Below are 19,627 nucleotides of genomic sequence, written 5' to 3'. Positions count from 1 at the left end.
TGTCTCCGTTATTCATCGTCTGGCGTTTCATCCGCCCATCAACTGCACACGCTTTACGCGCGCTGCGGCACGCCGTCCACCCTGCGCCACAACGCCAGCGGATTGCTGTTTTTGAGCGCGTCGTGTTGCAGCGTGTCGGGCAGATCCTGGTAACAGACAGGCCGCAGAAAACGATCGATCGCCGATGCGCCGACCGACGTGTACATCGCATTCGACGTCGACGGGAATGGACCGCCGTGCACCATCGCGTGACTCACTTCGACGCCGGTGGGAAAACCGTTGACGAGAATACGGCCGGCCTTGCGTTCGAGCACCGTGAGGAGCGTGCGTGCGTCGACGTGATCGGCATCATCGAGTTGCAGCGTGGCAGTCAACTGCCCTTCGAAGCGCTCAGCGATTTCCAGCAGTTCGTTCAGGTCTTTCGCACGCACAAGCACGGAAGCGGGGCCGAACACTTCGTCCTGAAGCGCTGCATCGGCCAGGAAGCGCTTTGCATCCGTCACATAGAGCGCGGCTTGTGCCGCATTGCATTGCGCTTCGACGGCCGCGCCTTGAGCGATCTTTTGCACGCCGTCCAGCGCATCGAGCGCACGCGTGCCGTCCTGCCAGGCCGCGTGAATGCCCTGTGTGAGCATCGTCTGCGGCGGCTTTGCGGAAAGCGCCAGTGACGCCGCAATCAGGAAGCGTTGCAGGTCGGGCCCGTCAATGGCGAGCACGAGACCGGGGTTGGTGCAGAACTGCCCCGCGCCAAGCGTGAGCGAATCGGCAAAATCGCGGCCAATCGTTTCAGCGCGATGACGCAATGCGTCGGGCAACAGGAATACCGGATTGATGCTGCTCATTTCCGCGTAGACGGGAATCGGCTCAGGACGCGCGTTGGCGATACGCAGCAGCGCAAGGCCGCCCTGACGCGAACCCGTGAAGCCCACCGCCTTGATGGCGGCATGCGCGACCAGCGCCTCGCCGATCTTGCGACCCGCGCCGAACAGCAGCGAGAAGGTGCCATCCGGCATGCCGGTTTCCTTCGCAGCCGCCTGAATCGCGCGACCCGCGAGCTCCGAGGTACCCAGATGTGCGCCGTGCGCCTTCACGATCACCGGCGCACCCGCCGCGAGCGCCGATGCCGTATCGCCGCCCGCCACCGAAAACGCGAGCGGAAAATTGCTCGCGCCGAATACGGCCACGGGGCCGAGCGGCAGCTTCATCAAGCGCAGATCGGCGCGCGGCAGCGGCATGCGTTCCGGCAGCGCCGAATCGATCGTGGCACGCAGAAAATGGCCTTCGCGCACTTCATTGGCGAAGAGGCGCAACTGCCCCACTGTGCGCCCGAGTTCGCCTTGCAGGCGCGCACGCGGCAGACCCGTTTCCGCGTGAGCACGCGCGATCAACGCGTCCCCGCTCTCCAGCAGATGGCTGGCAATCGCTTCGAGAAATGCCGCGCGACGCGCGAGCGGCAGCGTGCGATAGGCGTCGAAAGCGCGCGCCGCGAGCGTCGCCGCGCGTTCCACTTCTGCTTCGTCGCCGAGGCCGAAGACGGGTGCGGCGATCTCCGCGTTCGCGGCGGGATCGAATGCGCGCTGCTCGCCCGCCTGCCCGCGCACCGCCGAGAAACCGATGAGCATTTCGCCCGTCAATGCAGTCATTTGTTTGCTCCTGAAAATATCGTCGTCACCATCGGATTGCGCGGATCGGTTTCAGCGGCCATTACGTGCGCGCCACACGGCGAACTTCTCGCGCGTCTCTTCGCGCGTCGCCGGATACAGGCCGATGATCGTGTTGCCTTCGCGCACTTCTTCCATCACGAAGTCTTCGAAGGCCGTCATTTCCGTGGCCTCGGCGGTGACTTCTTCGACCAGATGCGCCGGAATGACGATCACGCCGTCGTTGTCGCCGACCACCACGTCGCCCGGAAACACGGCAGCGTGGCCGCAACCGACGGGCACGTTGATATCGAGCGCTTCATGCAGCGTGAGGTTGGTCGGCGCGGAAGGACGCGTGTGGAACGCGGGCATGTCGATCTGCGCGATGTCGTCGGCGTCGCGAAAACCGCCGTCGGTCACGACACCTGCCACGCCGCGTTTCATCAGGCGCGTGACGAGAATGCCGCCCGCCGATGCCGCACGCGGGTCGTTGCGGCTATCCATCACGAGCACGGCGCCCGGCGGGCAGATTTCCACGGCCTTGCGCTGCGGATGATCGGGATTCCGAAACACTTCCAGGCCGTTCCGGTCTTCGCGCGCCGGAATGTAGCGCAGCGTGAACGCTTCGCCCACCATGCTTTTCGTGAGCCGCTTGAGCGGCGTGACACCCTGAATCACCTGCTGACGCAAGCCGCGCTTATAAAGCGCGGTGGCTAGCGTGGCGGTGCTGATCTTTTCCAGTTGGGCGCGCAGTTCGGCGGTAAGGACGGTCATACGAGTAGCCTTCTAAAGTGAGAGATCGATAACGGGATTCAATGCGCGGGGATTCAATGCGACTCACGCACGACGGCGTCGGCGCGCAGCTTCACTTCCGGCCGCAGCGCCGTACCGAGTCCCGGCACAACGGGCGCCTGTACCATGCCGCGCTCGATAACGGGCAGTTCGGTCACGAGATCGCGATACCAGGTCGAAAGCGTGGCGCGCACGACTTCCTGATAGATCGCCGTGGACGCATGCAAGGCAAGATGAAGCCCGGCCATCAAGGTGATCGGACCCGTACAGTCGTGCGGCGCGAGCGCGCGGCGATGCGACTCGGCGATGGCGGCGATCTTGCGTGCCTCCGTGAGGCCGCCGCACCAGGCGATGTCGACCATCACGACGTCCACCGCGTCGGCGGCCATCAACTCGCGGAACTGCGTGCTGCCCGAGAGCGTTTCGCTGCCGCAGATCGGCACACGCACCCGCGAGCGCAGATTGGCGAGCGCTTCGATGTCGTGCATCTTGTTGATGGGGTCTTCGGCCCAGAACACGCCGTAGTCTTCGAGTGCGCGGCAGATACGTTCGGCGGGCAATGCGCCCCACAGGCTGTGCATTTCACACATCACTTCGATGTCGTCACCCACGGCCGCGCGAATCTTCCTGAACGGCTCCAGCCCCTTCTTGAGATCGGCGAGAGAAATCGTCTGGCCGCCGGTCGCCGCCGCGAAGACGTCGAACGGCCAGATCTTCATTGCGCGATAACCTTCTTCGAGCAGACTCTGCGCGAGACGGCCCGCATCCTGATTGAACGCGACCTGATCGTCGTACGGACCTTGCGCCGCGTCGTTTTGCGAAATCACGCGGCGCGCCGTCTGATTGCTGTTATAGGCATAACCCGCGCACGTGTTGTACGCCTGGATCGTCAGGCGGTTTGCACCGCCCAGTGCTTCATGCACCGGAATGCCGTGACGTTTTCCAGCGATGTCCCACAACGCGATATCGACCGCGCTGGCCGCACGGATTTCCGCGCTTGCGCCTTGAAAGCCCACATACGGCGTATGCAACTGGCGCGAGATTGCGTCGATGCGGCGCGAGTCCTGCCCGATCAACAGCGGCGCGACCTGTTCGTGCAGCACGGCCTCGACGGCCTGCGCGCCACGAAACGTTTCACCCAGCCCGAGGAGCCCATCGTCGGTTTCGAGTTCGACCCAGATGAGATTGGGCCGCTCGGCGATACGGATAGTGCGAAGCTTCGTAATACTGGACATGGTTGCGTGCAAGTGAAGTTGAACGATGTGCTCATGCTCACAACCGGCCACGCGACCGTCAACAAATGGACGAGGCTGTATTACAGGTTTAAGATGCGCCCCACGATTACTTCGAGTCGCGTTCATGTCCATTTCTCCGCTGACCGACCTTGCGTATCAAGGCATCCTCGCCTTCATCGATCGCCATCGACTGGGCGGCGACGACAAACTGCCTGGGGAAAACACCATGGCCGAATTACTCGGCGTTTCACGCCCTGTCGTGCGTCAGGCGCTCGCGCAATTACGTTCGGAAGGCTGGATCGTGTCGCGCAAAGGTTCGGGCAATTACGTGGGCCGTCCGCAATTGCGCAGCATGCCGTTCGGGCCCATCGAAAACGTCGAAGAGGTGCGTGCATTTCTGGAGTTTCGCTGCGTAATCGAAGGAGAATGTGCGGCATGGGCCGCCACGCATGCGCAGCCCGATTTACTGCGTGAAATCAGCGCGCGCCGACGCCTGCTCGAAGTAGCCATTCATCGCGGCACCGAAAGCATCGAAGAAGACATCGCTTTTCACGAAGCGATCGCGCAGGCAAGCGGCAACAAGTTCTATGGCATGACGATGGCGGCCATTCGCGACCATCGCCGCATTGCCACGCGCATGATCCGCGAACTCTCGAATCAGCCGCGTCTGCGCCGCGTGCGCGATATCCGCGACGAACATCTACGTATCGACGAAGCGATTGCACGGGGCGATAGCGACGGCGCACGTCAGGCCATGGTCGAGCACATCCGCAGCGGCATTGCTCGCCTCTTTGGCTGAACGCCTCCCGCAAGCGTACAAAGCTTCGCCCCGACTGACACGCGCTCATTTGAATCGATCAATTCAAAATGTCGATTGCCTCGCGGTCGGGCTGAAACTATCCTTCGGCATCTCTCCCGTGTGACCAATTGGCGCAGCCCGGCAACTTGATTGCCCGACCCACCACGCACTGGAAATCACAACTAGAACGGAAAGCGTGCCGACCGCGAGTCGATTGCACGCTGCATTGTTTCGCCCAAAAAGAATTCGATGAAAAGACAGAGCCCTCTAATCTTGACCGCCGCCGCGCTGACATTTGCAGCGTGTCAGGCCAAAGCCCAAAGCAGCGTGACGCTTTATGGACGGCTCGATATGGGTTTCGATTACCTCTCGAATACGCGAGGCGGTGGCGCCGATTACCGCATGCAAAGCGCAAACTGGGGCGCCAGCTATTTTGGCTTTCGCGGCAAGGAAGATCTGGGCGGGCATACGCACGCGATCTTCAACCTCGAAGCCGGCATCGATATGGCGAGTGGCGAACAGGCTGATTCCGCGCGTTATTTCAACCGTATCGCGACCGTCGGCATCAGCGACGACGATTGGGGCACGCTGACGCTCGGGCGCACGCTCGGGCTCTCGAACTATCAGTGGGATTTCGATCCGTTCCAGCAGGAGCTGACCTCCTCGCAATCGCTCTCGCGCGGGCGGCTGGGGCCGGTCACGAGCAACACCGTGTCGTACATCTCGCCCAGTTATCGCGGTTTGTCGATGCAGGCGCAATACGCCTTCGGCAACGCATCGAGCGGATTCAATAACGGGCTGAGCGGCGACTACGGCCGCAGCGGCGGCGTGCAGATCAATTACGCGAGCGGGCCGTTCCGCGCAATGGGCATGTATGAAGAATTGCGCGATTCGAACGGTCGTTTCTCGAATGTGTTCGTGTCGTCGCGCGAGTGGTTCGGCGGTCTCTCGCTGCGCACGGGAAAGATGCTCTGGCAAGGCGCGGCGCTCCATCTGAGCGCGCCCGATACGCCAGCCGGGCTCGCGAGTTCGGCGAATGAATACTGGTTCGGCGGCAAATACACGCTTTCGCCTGCGCTCGAAATCGATGCGGCCGTGTTTCATGTCGACGTCGGTTCCGGCGCGGGCGACGCGACTCACGATGCAGGCGGCCACGCGACGATGTTCACGCTCGGCACGCTCTACCAACTCTCCAAACGCACCGTGCTTTACACCACGCTCGCGCACGTTCGCAACGGCGCGCACAGCAATTTCAGCGTGAACGCGAATAACCCCGGCAGCGACAACAGCAACAGCACCAATCCCGCGTTCGGTGCGTCGCAAACGGGCGCGTATTGCGGCGTGATTCATTACTTCTGATTGGCCGATTGACGATGAAGAATTCCCCCGAATACGGGCCGCGCGATCGCGTGACGGCGACCACATCCTGCGGCGCGCCCGATGGCGCGCGCCGCGTTTTCCTTGCGCAAGGGAGCGTGATGTTGAGCGCGCTCGCCATGTTTCCCGCACTCGCGATTGCACCGGCACACGCAGAGCCCGGCGCGCCGGTTGCCGCGATTTCGCAGCAGGACTTTCACCAGCTTGCGCAATTCCTCACGGGTAAGACGCTCGACGGCGCATTGGCGGTTCGCGCGCTCGACGCGCTCCTGAAAGTCGATGCGCAATTCGGCGCAAAGGCGGCCGCCATCTCGCGTTACATCGCGACGCATTCCCTTGCGGATGTCGACGCATTCAGTCAGTACGCCGCGCTGCCCGCGACGATCAAGGCCGACGCGCTCGCCATCATTTCGAGTTTCTATCTCGGCTACGCAGGCACCGCAAAGAGCGGCGCGGCACACGACGACACGCAATTCGTCACCTATACGCAGGCGCTGATGTACCGGCTGACCGAGCGCTATACGCCGATTCCCTCGTATTCGCGTTGGGGCACCGGCTATTGGACGACCGTGCCAACGTAACAAGGCACATTTGTCCGTCCGCTTCAGTCAGGGACATTCAGCAACTCATATCGCAGGGCAATACAGGCATGGCAACAGAATTCGATGCTGACGTGATCGTCGTCGGCTCAGGCGCGGTCGGCAGCAATATGGCCAACGAACTCGCAAAGCACGGCAAGTCCGTCATCATGCTCGAAGCCGGACGCAAGGTGCCGCGCTGGAAGCTGGTCGAGAACTTCCGCAATTCGCCGCGCAAATACGACTTCAACGAACCGTTTCCGAACTCGCCGTGGGCACATACGTCCTACGCTGAAGGCTACATCGAAAACACGGGTTCGTTTCGCATGCTGCCCGGCATGCTCAAGCTCGTAGGCGGCACGACGTGGCATTGGGGCGGCGCAACGTGGCGCTATCTGCCCAACGACATGAAGCTCAAGACGCTCTATGGCGTGGGGCGCGACTGGCCGATCGAATATAGCGACCTGGAGCCGTACTATCACCGCGCCGAAGTCGAACTCGGCGTTTCGGGCAGCGATGCCGACGACCAGAGCGGCCAGGGCGGCTCGTCTTTTCCGCCGCGCTCTGCACCCTATCCCGTCACACCCGAGCCGGAACTGTATCTGTATTCGCACTTCCGCAAAAAGCTCGAACCGCACGGCTATCGTTTCGCGCACGAACCGAACGTGCGTACGCACGTGCCTTACGACGAGCGTCCGGCTTGCCAGGGCAATAACAACTGCGCCCCCGTGTGCCCGATCGGCGCGCTCTATAACGGCAGCATTCACGCGGAGCGAGCGGAGCGTCGCGGCGTAAAGCTCATCACCGACGCCACCGCGTACAAGATCGAGAAAGGCGAGAAGAACCGCATCGTCGCCGTTCACTATCGTTCGTCGACGGGCGAAGACGTGCGGCTTACCGCACGCTATTTCGTCATTGCCGCGCATTCGTTCGAAACGTCGAAGCTGCTGCTGCTTTCCGACGTGGCGAATTCGTCGGATCAGGTTGGCCGCAATCTGATGGATCACATCGGCGTGAATATGCATTTTCTCGCCGAAGAACCCGTGTGGATGGGGCGAGGTCCTGTGCAGCAAGGCGGTATTTTCAACTGGCGTGACGGCGATTTCCGCAAGCAGCATTCCGCGCTCAAGCACACGATCACCAATCTGAATCCGCAATTGAGCCTCACGCAGCGCTTTCTTGGTGAAGGCATGATGGGCAAGCAGCTCGACGCGAACATCATGAAATACAGCGCGCGCTGGCTGGAGATCTCGACGTTCTTCGAGTCGCTGCCCTCGCCCACCAATCGCGTGCAGCCCAGCCGCACGCGCAAGGACGCGCTCGGCATTCCGATGATCGACGTGCATTTCGATGTCGACGATTACGTCAAAGCAGGTTATCGCGCGGCCCAGGATCATTACAAGGATATCGTCGCGAAGATGAACGGCACCTATATCGACACCACCGGCTTCCAGAATCACGATCACCTGATGGGCACGATGATCATGGGCGCGAACCCGAAAGATTCTGTGGTGGATGGCGATTGCCGCACGCACGATCACGAGAATCTGTTTATCGCCTCGGTGGGTGTGATTCCGGCCGCTGGCGTGGTCAATCCAACGCTCACGGCGATCGCACTGTCGATCCGTTCGGCGGACATCATTGCGCGCGAGGTCTGATGTGAAAGTAGTAAACACGACTTCCGCAAAATTGCTTTCACGCTTTATCGGCACGCTCGTTTTCTCGACGGCTTGCAGCATCGCCGCACACGCCGCATCGGCGCAAACCGATGCCGATGCCGCTTCGATCCAGCACGGACAATACCTCGCTATCGCGAGCGACTGTATTGCGTGTCACACAGCCAAGGATCACGGCAAGCCCTTCGCGGGCGGCTATCGCTTCGATACGCCGATGGGCACCATCGTGTCGAGCAATATCACGCCTTCAAAGACGGCAGGTATCGGCAATTACAGCGAAGCGGATTTCGCGCGTGCCGTGCGCGAAGGCAAGCGCCCGGACGGCTCGAATCTGTATCCCGCGATGCCCTACACCGAATATGCGCTGATGACCGACGACGACGTCAAGTCGCTCTACGCGTATTTCATGCAAGGCGTCGCGCCTGTGGACGAGGCACCCGCAGAAAAGACGGCGCTCAAGTTTCCATTCGGGCTGCCCGGCGTGATGTCGATCTGGAACGCGCTCTATCTGAACCACGACCGCTTCAAACCGGATGCGAATGTTTCGCTGCTCGTCAATCGTGGGCACTATCTGGTCGATGGACTCGCGCATTGCACGACCTGCCACACGGGCCGCAATACGATGATGGCGCTCGACCAGAGCGCGTACCTGGGCGGCGCGGTGGTGGGCGGCTGGTACGCGCCGAACATCACGTCGGACAAGGTTAGCGGCATTGGTGGATGGTCCGACGCGCAATTGACCGCGTATCTGCGCACGGGTCATGTTCGCGGCCTCGCGCAAGCAGGCGGCGGCATGGCTGAAGCGATCGAAAACAGCTTCCGCAAGCTCGACGACCACGACATCGACGCCATCGTCGCTTATCTGCGTACCGTCGCGCCGATCCGCACGCCGGGCCAGACGACGCCGTCTTATGCGGCCGATCCGAAGCGCGATGTCGCGTGGACCGACTTCGAGAAGCCGATTCCCGGCAACGATTCGGCGGAACGCTTCGCGACCACGGAATCGAACGGCGCAGCGCTCTATAGCGCCGCGTGCGCGGCCTGCCATGGCGTGCACGGTCACGGCACCGAGGACAGCACGTTCCCGCCGCTCACTCACAACAGCGCGGTGGGCGCGCTGGAGCCGAACAATGTCGTGATGGCGATTGCGCAAGGCGTCCATCGCAAAGGCGCGGACGGCGAAGTGTCGATGCCCGCCTTCTCCGCTGAAGACGAGCGCATCACGGATTCGTTGAGCGACGATCAGATCGCCGCCGTGACGAACTACGTGACGGAGCAGTTCGGGCGCGGCAACGCGCAACTCACGGGCGCAGACGTCAAGGTGATTCGCGAAGGCGGCCGTCCGTCGTTCCTGATTCGCAATGCGTCGACGCTTGCATTTGGCGGCATAATTGCTGGCGCGTTCGTTATCGTGCTCGCGGCGTGCGTCTTGCGTCGGCGACGCAGCAAGACCCGCGTGTAACGGGGCAGCCGCGCGCGCTGCAAGGCGCGCGGCTTTCACCGTGCTCGCGTGCGGGGCACCTGCCCATTCACGATAAGATGGGCGCAAAGTCCCGGTTCGTTTCTGTGCCATGACTGGCAGACGATCGCCACGCGAGGAATACCGATGAAGTCTCCTGCCCGTCCGCGTCGTGTCCGTTTCGAAGATATCGCCGCGTTGGCGGGCGTGAGCGTATCGACGGTCAACCGCGCAATCAATGAAATCGGCAGCGTTTCCGATCGCGCGAAAAAGAAAGTACTCGATGCCGCACGCCAGCTGGAAATCAACCGGATTCTGCCCGACGAACGCACACCGATACTCCATTTCGATGTGCTATTGCCCGTACACGCCAGCCCCCTGTTGCGCGGCATGGAACAGGCATTCGACTTCCTCAACCGCTCGCTAGGCACGAGCGTCCATATTCATCGCAAGTTCTTTTCCTGGGATGACGAGCGCTCATTTGCATCGGCAACGCGCAATCCGCGTTATCGGCGTTCGGGGCTCATCGTATTCGCGCCGGACCGCCCGCTGGTGCGGGAAGCGCTGCATGCCGTCATCGGTGCAGGTGAGCCCGTTGCGATGCTCATCTGCGATTTCGACAATCTCCCGCCGCACTACTATTGCGGCATCGATCATGTCACTGCGGGTCGGACGGCCGGATACTGGATGAGCCGGCTTGGCCCGCAAACGGGGCGTGTCCTCGTCGCGCTCGGGCTGACCCATAACTCTTGCCACGACCTGCGTGCAGAAGGGTTCGAAGCGGCGCTCAAGGAGTTCGCGCCGAACCTTGTTGCCGAGCGTCTTCCGCGCCACACCCAGGACAAGAACGACCTCGCGCGTCGCATGGTCAACGACGCGCTCAAGAAGGGACCCATCGCCGGCATCTACGACACCGGTTATTCGACGGACGGCATCGCGACCGCCCTCGCAAAAGCGGGCGAACAACACGTGGTGTGGATCGCGCACGAAATGCTCGATGAGCATAAGCAACTGCTCGAAAGCGGCCGCATCGACCTCGTCATCGATCAAGACCCTTCGGCGCAGGTGCTGACGGCACTGCGGCAACTGCTGCGCTTCAATGGGCGCGAGACACAGCTCACGCCCATTCCGCCGATTGAGTTTCGTTTGTATTCCGCGCCGAATGCGCCACGTTCAGCCTATCTTGAGCGATATCTGAAGTTTCCGGGCGAACTGATGGAGACGCAGTTGAAACGACGGCGTCTAGCTCCTTAATCGAGTCCAAGGTTTCGGTGACATCCGGCACCTGATACTTCGAATCTGAAACTCTGGGTCGCCCCACTGCGGCCAGTCCGATCCAGGCAAGACAGAATTCGAATCCACTGCTGAAACCGTATTTTCTCCCCGACCGGAAAGACTCGGGCATGCACGCTGCAAGCTAAGCGTCAGCTAAGCTTCGAAGCGTAGGCTTTATGTAAACGAAGCAGCCCGATTCTCTTTCCCCTTCGTCGTGGAGACGGATATGACATCCGCGTATTCAACGCCTTCCGTGAATAACCCGAACAAGGTGCCGGAAATCACACTCTCGTTCTGGGTCATCAAAATACTGTCGACGACCGTCGGCGAAACCGGCGCGGATTATCTGGCGGTCAATGCCGGATGGGGACAAGGCGTGACGCGCGCCGTCATGTGCACACTGCTCTGCGCGATTCTCGCGCTTCAAATGGGATCGCGCCGTTTCCGGCCGTGGCTTTATTGGCTTGCGGTCGTCCTGGTCAGTATTGTCGGCACGCAGATCACCGATCTCCTGACCGACAAATTCGATATCAGCCTTTATCTCAGCACGGCGATCTTTTTCGCCGCGCTCGTCGCAATCTTCGCGATCTGGTACGCGAGCGAACGCACGCTTTCGATTCACACGATCGTAACGCGCCGACGCGAAGGATTTTATTGGGCCGCCATTCTCTGCACCTTTGCATTGGGAACGGCGGCAGGCGATCTCGCGACGGAAGCCACGGGACTTGGCTTTGCGCGCGGCGTGCTGATTTTCGGCGCGCTGATTGCCGCGATCTGGCTGCTCTTTCGCGCAGGCGCCAATGCCGTCGCGACATTCTGGATCGCCTATGTGCTGACACGGCCATTCGGCGCCGCGCTCGGCGACCTGCTGACACAAGCACGCACTTACGGCGGATTTGGCTTCGGCGCGCAATGGACGAGCGCCCTCTTTCTGGCCGCGATTATCGGTCTGGTTGCGATGGTGGAATTCAACGCGCGCTCGCGTCGTGCGGAATCGCCGACGCATTGACGCGCATTGACACGCATTGACATACACGCACATCTTTCCCTGAGGAGCCGTCATGATCATTCGTTCTGCTACGCGGGTATCCGCCTGCGCCGCGCTCACATTCGCGCTCATACTCGCGACGAGCGCTTGTTCGCGATCCGCCGATTCGACCGCCGCTAATTCGGCCAGTGACACCGCCGTTCAGGCCGCTGCGCCAACGCCTGCCAGCGCATCGTCGGCGCTCGGCGATCTGGCGGCGTTTCGCTCCATCGCTACCGACGTCGCCGCGAAAGTCGAAAGCGGCGATCTACCCGCCGCCAAAGCGCGTATCAAGGATCTGGAAATTGCGTGGGATGAAGCCGAGGCCGGCATCAAGCCGCGTGCGCCGGCCGACTGGCATCGTCTCGACAAGGCCATCGACCGCGCACTGGACGCGCTGCGCGCGGCCACGCCTCAGCCGGCGGACTGCAAGGATGCGATGCACGCGCTACTAAATACATTCGATAGTTTGCAGCACAGCGCGTAATACGCGCCGACGTGAATGCGCGACGGCGCGATGCCGTCGCGCGCGGTTTCGCCTTTAGTGCCGCTTGATGGCGAATTCGCGTATCGCTTCGCAAAGGGCAGCGACCGCTTCCCCGGTGACTGCGTTATAAAGCGACGCGCGAATGCCGCCGAGCGAACGATGGCCTTCCAGCCCGGTCATATTCCGCTCACCCGCAAATTCGACGAAAGCGCGATCGAGCCGCTCGTCACCGAACGAAAACGCCACGTTCATGTGCGAGCGCCACGGCGCTTTTGCGTGAATGCGCACGGCGTCGCCCAACGATTCGAGCGTGCCGTAAATCATGGCCGATTTCTGCTCGTTGATGGCGCGCATGGCGTGCAAGCCACCGATTTCGTCGCGCAACCAACGCGAAACGAGCGTCAACACATAAATGGCGAATACCGGCGGCGTGTTGTAATTCGAGCGATGCGTGATATGCGTTCGATAATCGAGTATCGCAGGAAGACCGTCGGGAATGCGTTCGAGCAACGCACGCTTCACCAGTGCAACCGTCACGCCCGAAGGGCCGAGGTTTTTCTGCGCGTGCGCGTAGATCATCGAATATCGTTCGGTGTCGACGGGAGCCGAGAGAAAGTCCGATGACATATCGGCAATCAGCGCCACATTCGACGGGGCTTCCTGCGCGCCGAATTGCAGCCCTTCCACGGTTTCGTTCGAGACGTAATGCAAATAGGCCGCGCGCGGGTCGATATCGAGTTTCGCGAGATCGGGCAATTCGCTATAGCGCGTACGCTCGCCGTCCCACGCCACGCCGCATCGATAAACGCGTTGCGCTTCCGCGGTCGCGCGGCGGCTCCAATAGCCGGAACTGATGTATTGCGGCGGCGCCCAGCGCGCGCCCGCGAAATTCATCGGAATGGTCGCGAACTGCAGACTGCTGCCGCCCTGCATAAAGGCGATTTCGTAATCGTCGGAGAGGCCCAGCAAAGCCCGCAAATTCTGTGACGCTTCCTCGACCAGCGACAAAAACCATTCCGAACGATGGCTCATTCCAAGTACCGATAGCCCCGTCTCAGGCAGTGCCTCGATCGCACGCTGAGTTTGCAGGAGCACCGATGCGGGCAGCGCTCCGGGACCGCCCGAAAAATTAAGCTCGTTGCAGCGTGTGGTCATCGTGTTCTCGTTTCGTTGTTGCCTTGCGTACGACCATTGCGCAGAACGCGTCGAAAAAGCGCTGCATACGGGCCGGTTTATAGGGAAACGCCTGTGGGTCGTCCATGTCGTGCACCACCATCGCAGTGGCGATTTCGAAAATCACGAGGCGTCCGTCCGCCGTTTCCGCGCAATCGAGCCCGACATAATCGAGCCCGGTGAGCTTCGCGACCGTCGACAGTGCGTCTCGATGGCGCTGCGCGAAATCCGCATCGAATGTCGCCATGAAACGCGCCTCTTCGTCGCGACGCTCCGGGTGCGCGAGCATTTCCTCATACGGGTAATGCACCATCCAGTGGGCCGAAATCCCCATATGCGAGATATACGGCATGCCGTCGATTAGCGCGATCCGGTATTTTCTGAACAGCCCATCGGCGCTGCGGTAATCGATATAGGACGCAATATAGAATTCATTGCGATCCGACTGATTCACGTAATGCGTCAGTTCGTCCATCGTCAGGACGCGCGCCAGACCTTGCCCGGCGTGCGATCCCACCGGGCGAATAATCATCGGAAACGCCACGCCAAGGACATCGTCGCTGCGCTCTGTGGCGTTGATTCGCGCCACCAGTGCCGCGCGCCCGACGCGCACCGTGCGCGCCATGCAAATACCCGCTTCGCCACCGAGCAGATTCCACGCGCCATCGCGCGTCGTGCACGGAATGCGGTCTGGCCGATTGATAATTGGCGCAGGCGTGTGTTCGAGCAATGCCGCGATGCGCGCCAGAGCCGGACGGTTTCCATCCAGCGCGCAAGGGCCGACGAGAATGACGTCGTGCTCGGGCAAACGAAAATCCGCTTCGAGTGCCTCATTCACATACAGCACGTCGATCTGGAAATCCGCATGCGCGACGAGACATTCGAACGGCGTATTGGTCATGAGATCGCCCGCCGCCTTGAAAACCAGCAGTTTTACGGGCTCGCGCGAAGCGGCATGGCGAATGCGGTAAAGGCGCTGCATGCCGATCGCCAGTTGCTGGACCGACAGCGCCGAATCGCGCTCGAACTTCAATTCAAGCACCCATGCAAGATCCAGCAACGCCTGCGGGTCGTCGTGCGTCTGGTTATATTCGAGCAGTGTCGCGCCCAGTTGCGCAATATCGCCTCCCGTTGCCGCCAAACGTAGCAATGCGGAAAGACCTCGCGCTTGATAAGGCGCTTCCGAGTCCGATTGCGATTGCGATTGCGAATTCGCCATGTCAGCGGACCTCATCTTTCAACGCTCTATGGAGTGCGGGCGATTCGCCGATATAACCCACTTCATCCTCGAATACCGGCACCTGAACGGCGAATGTCGATTCCCGGTTTTGCGCTTGCGCGACCGATTCCTGCCTGGTGGCAGTGCAGTCGATCAGCACGAACGGATTTGCCTTGCGTGGCGGCTTGTTCACAATGCGTCCTTCGGATTGCGGTGCGATTTCGCACCGGTTCATCTGAAATGAACCGAACGGAACACAAGGCCGAACGGAACGGCACGGAGCCTAAGACAAGCCTGCTTATGAAATCCTTAACGCCATGAAATACCCGGAAAGAACTGGATAGCCATCATTTTTTATTTAACCGGATTGTCACAATCAGTTGAGTAACCAACGAATCGATCGCCTATTTCTTTCCAGCCAATTGCACGAACGAATTTTCCGAAGATGATTTCCCATCTAACCTTCTCTTAAGGAGCGTCGGTGCAAAATCGCGTGCGCGGGGTGAATTCCTTCGTGATCTGTCGAGATCGAACTCACGCCCTTTCCACCGTTCATCTTTCATCTCTCCGCTCATGACCCTTATTCAGCGCAGCGTTGTCGCAGCCATCAGTTTGCTCATTGGCGTTTCCGTTTGCGCGAAAACGCCGCAGCCTGAGGAAACGCTCGCCATTCCCGGTGCGCCGCTCGCAAGCTTCGATATTGGCTATGCAAGCCACGGTCTCTATGCGCTCGCGGACCGATCGAATGCGTCCATCGATCTGTTTGACACCCATACGCTTCGCTACACAGGCCGGTTGACCGGATTCTCCGGCGCGAAAGCGACCGACATGGGCGGGCCGAATGGCATCGTCATCGTCGGCAAGCAAATTTGGGCAGGCGACGGCAATAGCAACGTCAAGGTCATCGATATCGCGTCGAAGAAGATGCTCGCGACGGTCTCGACCGGCGGCATCAAGCGGGTCGACGAGTTGGCCTACGATTCGCAAGACCAGTTGATCGCCGCCGCCAATAATGCCGACGACCCGCCGTTCGTTTCGCTGATTTCCACGCGCGCGCCCTATGAAGTGAAGGCGAAACTCGTGCTGCCCCAGGCAACAGACGGCATCGAGCAGCCGGTTTGGGAACCGACAACGAAGAAGCTATTTCTTGCCGTACCGGTACTCGACGGACACAAGGAAGATGGCGGCATCGCGGTGATCGAGCCACGCAGCGCGAAACTGGAGCGCATGATTCACGTCGCGCGTTGCATGCCCGCGGGGCTCGCCGCTGGCCCCGACGGTCAGATCCTGGTCGGTTGCAGCAACGATGCGGTCGAAGCCGGATTTCCAGCGAAGTCGTTGTTGATCGATTCGCGTACCGGCGCGGAAACCGCTTCGTTCGACCAGGTGGGCGGTTCGGACGAGGTCTGGTACGACGCCGCTTCCGGGCGCTATGGTCTTGCCGCAGTCGCCAATCCCGGTGGCCCGGTGATCGGATTCATCGACGCGCACAGCAAGCGCTGGCTGCGCAATGTGCCGACGGGTAAAGCGGCGCACTCGATTGCGGCCGATGGCAATGCGTTTTTTGCACCGATTGCAGCGGGCGATGCGCATTGCGCCAGTGGGTGCGTGAAGGTGCTGCGCTGAGGGTTGGATGATTTGAGTTCACGGTCCGCGCGCGACGAGTTGCTCACTTCGATCCGCGCGACCGTCACTTACGCTACGAGATGACTGATAACTAACCTGATTCCGCACAATCTGTTCGATCGGATGCACACCTAATTAGGCCAGAAAAAATAGCTGAGGCGTAATCCTCCGGGTTTCATTATTTCTATTTAATGCGCATGGAACATATAAACCGGATTAGTTCGACGCTTGAATTGATCAGGCAAATCGCCTATCAATAAGACAGCATTTCGTCCGCTCCCGCAGCAGACGCGCTTTTCCAGCCGTTCGAAACCGGATGTTTTGATACGTGCATACCGTATCCGTCATGCGACGCGCCGTTGCGCGCGCCGCGTTGCTTCCGCATGCCTGAAATTCACCGGAATGCCCGCGCGAAATGGCTACATTCGATTGCAACGCGATCCACCGCCAGTTAATCGCGCCCTTTAGCGACGTGTTATCAAACGGCGCACTCGATTTCGTATGGGCACTCCATGATTCATTCGGCGCACGGCGCAATGCACTGCTGGCCGAACGCGAGACGTTATCGCAATCCACCAGCCGCGAATCATTCAACTTTCTCGCCGATACGGCAGGCATCCGCAACGACAACAGCTGGCGCGTTCCGCCCCCGCCCCCGGATCTCGTCGATCGCCGGGTGGAAATCGCGAGTCCCGCCGAGAACCGCAAGGTCGTCATCAACGCGCTCAACGCGGGCGCCCAGGTATGGATCGCGGACCTCGAAGACGCCATGTCGCCGACCTGGCACAACGCGATGATCAGCCAGCGCAATCTGCGCGAGGCCGTGGAAGGCACGATCGAGTATCACGACGTGTCGGGGCGCGATTATCGAATCGGCGCCGCGAAAACGGCCATCGTCGTGCGGCCGCGCGGCTGGCATCTTCCCGAGTGCCATTTGCGCATCGCGAATGCGCCGGCCTGCGCCAGCCTCGTCGACTTCGGACTGTATTTTTATCACTGCGCGCAGACGCTGATCGCGCGCGGCAGCGGACCCTATTTCTATCTACCCAAACTCGAGCGTGCCGCCGAAGCCAGGCTCTGGCACGACGTCTTCGAATTCGCGGAGAAGGCGCTGCCTGTACCACGCGGCAGCATTCGCGCGACCGCGATCATCGAGCATATCGGCGCGGCCTGGCAGATGGATGAAATCCTGCATGCGCTCGGTCCCTATGCAAGCGGACTCTCCGCAGGTCGCTGGGACTATTTATTTAGCATTGCCAAGGTGTTCAAGGAACGCGAGGCATGCGTCTTTCCCGATCGCTCGCAACTGAGCGCGTCGCAGCGCTTCTTGCGCGCTTATGCGGAGCGTCTGGTGCAGACCTGCCATCGGCGCAAAGCACATGCACTGGGCGGCGTATCCACGCAGATTCCCGACCGCCACGACCCCGTCGCGCGCGCGCGTGCGATCGATGCCGTGCGGCGCGACAAGGAGAGCGAGGCCGACGAGGGCTTCGACGGCACGTGGGTCGTTCATCCTGATCTCGTGCCGGTATGTCATGTCGCGTTCGGGCGCGTACTCGAAGGACGGCCGAATCAGATCGACCGGCCGTTGGGCGAAGCCACGATGCCGGCACAAACGCTCGTCGCCGTGGAGCGGCTGGGCACGGGCGTCACCGAGGCGGGTCTGCGGGCGAATATCGCGGTCGCGATCCGTTATCTGGACGCGTGGCTGCGCGGACGCGGCTCGGTGCGGCTGTTCGGCTTGATGGAGGGCGCGGCGACGGTCGAGATTGCGCGCATGCAGGTCTGGCAGTGGCTGCATCACGGCACCCGGCTCGTCGATGGACGCACGATCACTCACGCACTCGTCGCGGCGTTGCTCGACGATGAAATCGCGCAATACCGCGCGCAATCTTGCGCATCATCGAGCACGCCGCTCGACCCGCGCAACCTCGCACGCGCGCGCGTGCTGTTCGAGGATGTCACGATGCGCGCGTCGTGCCCGGCATTCATGACCTTGCGCGGTTACGCGATGCTGACCGAGCCCACCAATCCTGCGCCGTCGGGCACATCGTCCGCAAGCGGCGCGCAACACCTCACCCAGCCCACCGCGCCGCGCCGCCTCACGACATTGCGGCTCACCAGCAGCAGCGGCATGTTCACGCATCTGCAACTCAAGCCGCGCGCGGCCTTCTCGTTCGCCTTCATGGGCTGGTCGGCGTGGCTGATCGAACACGCCGTCGCGCATGCCGCGATGATCCGCGACCATGCAACTGGCTTCGTGCCGATCGCGCTCGACATCGACTACCTCGAACCCGCCACGTTTTTCGATTGCGAACAACTCGATGTCGTCACCGAGGTGCGGACGTGGAATCCGCGGCGCTTTCACACGCTTCAGGACGTCGACGTGGAGATCGCGTCGAGCCGGGGCCAGCGCATCGCGCGCATCCGGCTTCAGGAAGTGTGCGTGCGCATCGAATCGCCCGACACGCTGGCTGCGGAACCGGGGCGCATTCCCGAGAGCCTCGCGAGCCTGCTCGATACGCACGACGACATCGACGAGCGCCCCGTCTTGCGCAATCGCGATCTCTCGCAAAGCGATAACGACGACGCCGACGAAGCCCTCGCGCAAGCCCGCCATCCGTTCACCGTTCATCGGCACGCGTGCGAGCTGGCCGATCAGTGGTATTCGGAGCACGTCTGCGATTTCGTCGGCGACAGTCGCGAAGCGCTGGTCTTCGCGCGCCTCGCCGAACATCCGGCGCTGCTCGCGGGCCTCGCGCAGCGCGTCGAGCGGATTCACATCGGCTTGCGCCGTCCCTACATGCTGTTCGATCGCGGCGAAGTGCTCACGCGCGCGCGCCGGCAAGGCGACGCGCTTCAGTTCGTGCACCGTCTGCTCACGGCATCCGGCGAAAACGCGGGCGACGCCATCGAAACGTTCTACCCGGAAGGCGGTCGCGCAAGCGCGCCGCCGCCCGGCTGGAGGCCGCAATGAATTTCGTGTTTTCGGGCACGCTGCTGCGCTACGTGCAATACCGCCGCGATATCGGCTACGACGGCGGCACGCTCGCGCAGGCGCTGCGTTTCCTGTTCGACGACTACCCGGAACTGGAGCCTCTGTTGATGGACACGCCCGGGGCGCTGCGGCGCACCGTGCGGATCGCCGTCAATAACGAAGTCGTTCGCAGCGATCTCTCGCGGCCGCTCGCTTCGGGCGACGCCGTCCAGATCATGACAGCCATTTCGGGCGGCTAGCCCGGCGCGCCACCTCATCACGCTGGA

18 protein-coding genes are annotated in these 19,627 nt (G+C 61.4%); 12 read left to right on the top strand and 6 right to left on the bottom strand.

Going from position 1 to position 19,627, the window contains the following annotated elements; genetic code table 11:
* Positions 1-53: 53 nt before the first annotated feature.
* From LDO54_RS02885 to LDO54_RS02875, 3 genes are read right to left on the bottom strand one after another with little or no spacing between them, the layout of a single operon-like run.
* Entirely contained in the window at positions 54-1,643 is a 1,590-nt protein-coding gene (locus tag LDO54_RS02885; RefSeq protein WP_224005981.1) for an aldehyde dehydrogenase (NADP(+)), read from the bottom strand.
* A gap of 51 nt (positions 1,644-1,694) precedes the next feature.
* Positions 1,695-2,414, bottom strand: a complete 720-nt coding sequence (locus LDO54_RS02880) for a ribonuclease activity regulator RraA (protein WP_224005978.1) — start codon at positions 2,412-2,414, stop codon at positions 1,695-1,697.
* A 53-nt stretch (positions 2,415-2,467) separates the two neighbouring features.
* Positions 2,468-3,667 carry a mandelate racemase/muconate lactonizing enzyme family protein gene (locus LDO54_RS02875; RefSeq protein ID WP_224005975.1) on the bottom strand — a complete coding sequence of 400 codons (1,200 nt, stop codon included), beginning with the start codon at positions 3,665-3,667 and terminating at the stop codon, positions 2,468-2,470.
* Positions 3,668-3,791: 124 nt separating this feature from the next.
* On the opposite strand from LDO54_RS02875, the gene LDO54_RS02870 reads away from it, so the two are divergent.
* The 8 genes from LDO54_RS02870 (at position 3,792) to LDO54_RS02835 (ending at position 12,345) form a co-directional block, all read left to right on the top strand.
* The gene (locus LDO54_RS02870; protein ID WP_224005971.1) at positions 3,792-4,466 is read left to right on the top strand and encodes a FadR/GntR family transcriptional regulator; all 675 of its coding nucleotides are present in this window, start codon (positions 3,792-3,794) and stop codon (positions 4,464-4,466) included.
* A gap of 249 nt (positions 4,467-4,715) precedes the next feature.
* A complete protein-coding gene (locus LDO54_RS02865) occupies positions 4,716-5,825 on the top strand; it encodes a porin (RefSeq protein ID WP_224005968.1) in 1,110 nt (369 codons plus the stop codon).
* Positions 5,826-5,839: 14 nt separating this feature from the next.
* Entirely contained in the window at positions 5,840-6,424 is a 585-nt protein-coding gene (locus LDO54_RS02860) for a sorbitol dehydrogenase family protein (RefSeq protein ID WP_224005966.1), read from the top strand.
* Between the two features lie 68 nt (positions 6,425-6,492).
* Positions 6,493-8,079: a GMC family oxidoreductase gene (locus LDO54_RS02855; RefSeq protein WP_224005963.1), complete on the top strand. Its 1,587-nt coding sequence runs from the start codon at positions 6,493-6,495 to the stop codon at positions 8,077-8,079.
* Positions 8,080-8,110: 31 nt separating this feature from the next.
* Positions 8,111-9,559: a c-type cytochrome gene (locus LDO54_RS02850; RefSeq protein ID WP_224005961.1), complete on the top strand. Its 1,449-nt coding sequence runs from the start codon at positions 8,111-8,113 to the stop codon at positions 9,557-9,559.
* A gap of 144 nt (positions 9,560-9,703) precedes the next feature.
* Positions 9,704-10,810: a LacI family DNA-binding transcriptional regulator gene (locus tag LDO54_RS02845; protein ID WP_224005958.1), complete on the top strand. Its 1,107-nt coding sequence runs from the start codon at positions 9,704-9,706 to the stop codon at positions 10,808-10,810.
* 247 nt (positions 10,811-11,057) lie between these two features.
* Positions 11,058-11,840 carry a COG4705 family protein gene (locus tag LDO54_RS02840; protein WP_224005955.1) on the top strand — a complete coding sequence of 261 codons (783 nt, stop codon included), beginning with the start codon at positions 11,058-11,060 and terminating at the stop codon, positions 11,838-11,840.
* A 52-nt stretch (positions 11,841-11,892) separates the two neighbouring features.
* Complete coding sequence (locus LDO54_RS02835) at positions 11,893-12,345, top strand: hypothetical protein (protein ID WP_224005952.1); 453 nt, start codon at positions 11,893-11,895, stop codon at positions 12,343-12,345.
* Between the two features lie 54 nt (positions 12,346-12,399).
* Here LDO54_RS02835 and serC read toward each other — a convergent pair whose 3' ends face one another.
* Positions 12,400-13,500: a 3-phosphoserine/phosphohydroxythreonine transaminase gene (serC, locus tag LDO54_RS02830; protein WP_224005949.1), complete on the bottom strand. Its 1,101-nt coding sequence runs from the start codon at positions 13,498-13,500 to the stop codon at positions 12,400-12,402.
* Complete coding sequence (locus LDO54_RS02825) at positions 13,475-14,143, bottom strand: hypothetical protein (RefSeq protein WP_224005946.1); 669 nt, start codon at positions 14,141-14,143, stop codon at positions 13,475-13,477. Before LDO54_RS02825 ends, serC begins: the two co-directional genes overlap by 26 nt.
* A 93-nt stretch (positions 14,144-14,236) precedes the next feature.
* Here LDO54_RS02825 and LDO54_RS02820 point away from each other — a divergent pair, with 93 nt between their 5' ends.
* Positions 14,237-14,665, top strand: coding sequence for a hypothetical protein (locus LDO54_RS02820; RefSeq protein ID WP_224005944.1), 429 nt, complete (start codon positions 14,237-14,239; stop codon positions 14,663-14,665).
* Positions 14,666-14,738: 73 nt separating this feature from the next.
* Here the strand turns inward: LDO54_RS02820 and LDO54_RS02815 are convergent, their stop codons facing one another.
* Entirely contained in the window at positions 14,739-14,930 is a 192-nt protein-coding gene (locus LDO54_RS02815; RefSeq protein WP_224005941.1) for a hypothetical protein, read from the bottom strand.
* A gap of 380 nt (positions 14,931-15,310) precedes the next feature.
* Here LDO54_RS02815 and LDO54_RS02810 point away from each other — a divergent pair, with 380 nt between their 5' ends.
* The 3 genes from LDO54_RS02810 (at position 15,311) to LDO54_RS02800 (ending at position 19,600) form a co-directional block, all read left to right on the top strand.
* Positions 15,311-16,363, top strand: coding sequence for a YncE family protein (locus LDO54_RS02810; protein WP_224005938.1), 1,053 nt, complete (start codon positions 15,311-15,313; stop codon positions 16,361-16,363).
* Between the two features lie 415 nt (positions 16,364-16,778).
* Entirely contained in the window at positions 16,779-19,340 is a 2,562-nt protein-coding gene (gene aceB / locus LDO54_RS02805; RefSeq protein ID WP_224005935.1) for a malate synthase A, read from the top strand.
* A complete protein-coding gene (locus LDO54_RS02800; protein WP_224005918.1) occupies positions 19,337-19,600 on the top strand; it encodes a MoaD/ThiS family protein in 264 nt (87 codons plus the stop codon). Before aceB ends, LDO54_RS02800 begins: the two co-directional genes overlap by 4 nt.
* Positions 19,601-19,627 lie beyond the last annotated feature (27 nt).

The sequence above is a fragment of the Paraburkholderia tropica genome, assembly GCF_914484835.1.
GTDB classification, from domain to species: Bacteria; Pseudomonadota; Gammaproteobacteria; order Burkholderiales; family Burkholderiaceae; genus Paraburkholderia; species Paraburkholderia tropica_A.
This window is presented reverse-complemented; position numbering and strand designations above follow the sequence as displayed.